Here is a 2,649-nt window from a genome sequence, read left to right on the forward strand (position 1 = left end):
ACTGTTCTTTTACAATTCAAAGCGCAATTACAATCGCTAAAATTTTTTTTCACAATAACCTGATATACTTTTTATAATATATAAACCTTCTGTTACGTTCAAATCGAATTGAAGTTGGAGTGGGAAAGAACATTACAACACCTGAGAACAACAACGCTTAAGAACAAAACCCTCCTTTCCACAGCGAACCTACCATGCACCTCATTGACGACCATTGCCACTTGGACGATCCCTCCTTCCAAGACGACCTCGACGCAGTCATCGCCCGAGCAAAAAAAGCAGGCGTCGCCTTCATCGTCTCTAACGGGACCGACCCTGCCAGCAACGAACGCGTCCTCAACCTTGCCAAGCGCTACGACATCGTCAAGCCAGCCCTTGGCATCTACCCCACAACCGCGGCGAGGATGACAGAACCAGCGTTTCTTCAAGCACACTCGCTCATCAAGACAGCAAAGCCCATCGCGATCGGCGAAGTCGGCCTCGACCACAAAGAAGTTACCGACGAGGAAGAGCAAGCCGTAATGGAGGCGCGCTTCCTCGCCTTGGCTCGAACCGCACAAGAACTGAACATACCCCTTATTGTTCACTCCCGAAAAGCAGAAGAGCGATGCATCTCCCTCCTCGAAACAATCAAGGCAAGAAACGTCGTGATGCACTGCTTTTGCGGCAAGAAAAGACTCGTCCAGCGCGTCGCCCACCTAGGCTGGTACTTCTCCATCCCCGCCACCATCGTCCGCTCCGAACACTTCCAAAACATTGCCCGATCAACCCCCCTCACCCGCCTCCTCACCGAAACGGACAGCCCCTACCTCTCCCCAACAAGAGATCGAAACGAACCAGCAAACGTCATCCACGCCGTGCACGCCATCGCGGCCATCAAAGACCTCACTCCTGAAGAAACCGCAAACCACCTCTTCATGAACTTCCAGCGCGTCTTCCTCTCCAAGCCATAAACAAAAAGCGAAACCGACAAGTATAAAAACAAAGAGGAGCAAGAAGGCCCTTGAAGAAGCTCCTTTCAACCCTTCCTTATGCAAATCACCATCGACACCAAGAAAGACTCGCCCGACGAGATACGCAAGGCCATCGCGTTTCTCGAGCACGTCATCGCAAACCAATCAGGAAGAGCAACAAGCCAAACCTCCAACATCTTCACCAACGACGCCGCACCAAGCCTAACCACCACGGCCTCTCAAGACGGAGCCCAGCAAGGCAGCATCTTCGGCATCTTCGACAACGAAGAATCCTCTTCTCAAGAGAACGACAAAGACGACACGCCACAAGTCATCCCGTACTAAGCAAACACGTCAAAGACGCTCAACGCTTCTTTACAACAACACCATCCCCGGTCACGTACACCAGCGTTGAAGGACTTCCCTGCAAAGGACCATCATACACCACCACATCAACACCCTTCTTCAACGCAGGATGCAAATCCTCCAACGCCACCATGACATCCCCCCCTGTCGGGTTTGCACTCGTCGTCACCACCGGAACGCCAAGCGAGGAGACAACGCTCGAAAACCAGCTATCAGGGATTCGCACGCCCAACGTGTCCAGCCCCATCGTCACGTTCCACGCAACAGCCCTTTCCGATCCTTCCTTGAGCCGCAAAATGAGCGTGTAAGGACCTGGAAGCTTCTGAAGCCACTCCTCCGCTTCCTTCGTAACAACACAATGCTCCTCAACCCACGCCCTGCTCGGCACAATCACAGAAAACGGGCGGGTGTGCTGCATCTTCACATTCCTCAACTTAGCAACCAATCCTTCATCTTGAGCAACACAGCCAAGCCCGTACACCGTGTCCGTCGGGTACACGAATAACGACTGAGAAAGCACACGAAGCATACGCTCCTCACCGAGCAAGACCTCCTCCTTACTCACCACCCTCATACGTTGGGGGAAACACCCGCCCCATTCAAAAAACTTTCCCTCCCTCTTCTTCAGACAACGAAAAAAGAAAAAAAATACATCATCGCGACCACAAGAACCGCTCAAACTCCTCGCGCTCCTCCTCAAGAAGAAGACCGTGCCGCTCAAGTGCGAGCACGATACCCGCAACACGCTCCTCCGCAATCATACGCTCACCCTCCGCAGGCCCAACGTAACGGCACGTACCTGCTCAAAACAAAGCTGTTCAATATACTTTTCATCCATGGAACATCACCTCCGGCGTCGTACCCCTCACAAAGAACTCGCTCTTTTAATACGTGGCGAGGCCCTGACCAGTGAGGCCAGTGGCCAAGTCTTAAGGAAGAGCAACCGAGGCGGAACCGTTAGCAAGGGCGAAGCCAAAAAATCCGAAAGTGAGCAGGCGAGCATCTTAGGGATTCTTTTCACATCTTGAGAGTAGCAAAACAAACGAAAAATTTATAAAAATTCTTTAATTACCAAGACACATGACAATCAAAAAAACACTAACAAGTATTGTTTCGGCTGCAAAACGAGCTTGTGAAGCACATTTCAATCGCCAATATCACCTAGAAGGAACAGTAATAAAAGCAAGCGGAACAGCCGTCAATATTGTAAAACCAAGCAGATCTTCTTTTGAAAACTTAAGCGTAAACTCTGGCAAACCAAATTATATTCTTACTGTCGAAACAGACCAAGGAACGTATGTAATGGGTGTTGAGGACAGGGCGTACAAAC

The 2,649-nt window shown here is 50.7% G+C and carries 4 protein-coding genes; 3 read left to right on the forward strand and 1 reads right to left on the reverse strand.

What is annotated here, in order from left to right:
- Positions 1 to 194: 194 nt before the first annotated feature.
- A complete protein-coding gene (locus tag D6783_01295; GenBank protein RME53675.1) occupies positions 195 to 953 on the forward strand; it encodes a TatD family deoxyribonuclease in 759 nt (252 codons plus the stop codon).
- A 78-nt stretch (positions 954 to 1,031) separates the two neighbouring features.
- The gene (locus D6783_01300) at positions 1,032 to 1,298 is read left to right on the forward strand and encodes a hypothetical protein (GenBank protein ID RME53676.1); all 267 of its coding nucleotides are present in this window, start codon (positions 1,032 to 1,034) and stop codon (positions 1,296 to 1,298) included.
- A 19-nt stretch (positions 1,299 to 1,317) separates the two neighbouring features.
- Here the strand turns inward: D6783_01300 and D6783_01305 are convergent, their stop codons facing one another.
- The gene (locus D6783_01305; protein ID RME53677.1) at positions 1,318 to 1,893 is read right to left on the reverse strand and encodes a hypothetical protein; all 576 of its coding nucleotides are present in this window, start codon (positions 1,891 to 1,893) and stop codon (positions 1,318 to 1,320) included.
- Between the two features lie 3 nt (positions 1,894 to 1,896).
- Here D6783_01305 and D6783_01310 point away from each other — a divergent pair, with 3 nt between their 5' ends.
- Positions 1,897 to 2,232, forward strand: a complete 336-nt coding sequence (locus D6783_01310; protein RME53678.1) for a hypothetical protein — start codon at positions 1,897 to 1,899, stop codon at positions 2,230 to 2,232.
- Positions 2,233 to 2,649 lie beyond the last annotated feature (417 nt).

The organism is Candidatus Woesearchaeota archaeon (genome assembly GCA_003694805.1).
Lineage (GTDB): Archaea > Nanobdellota > Nanobdellia > Woesearchaeales > J110 > J110.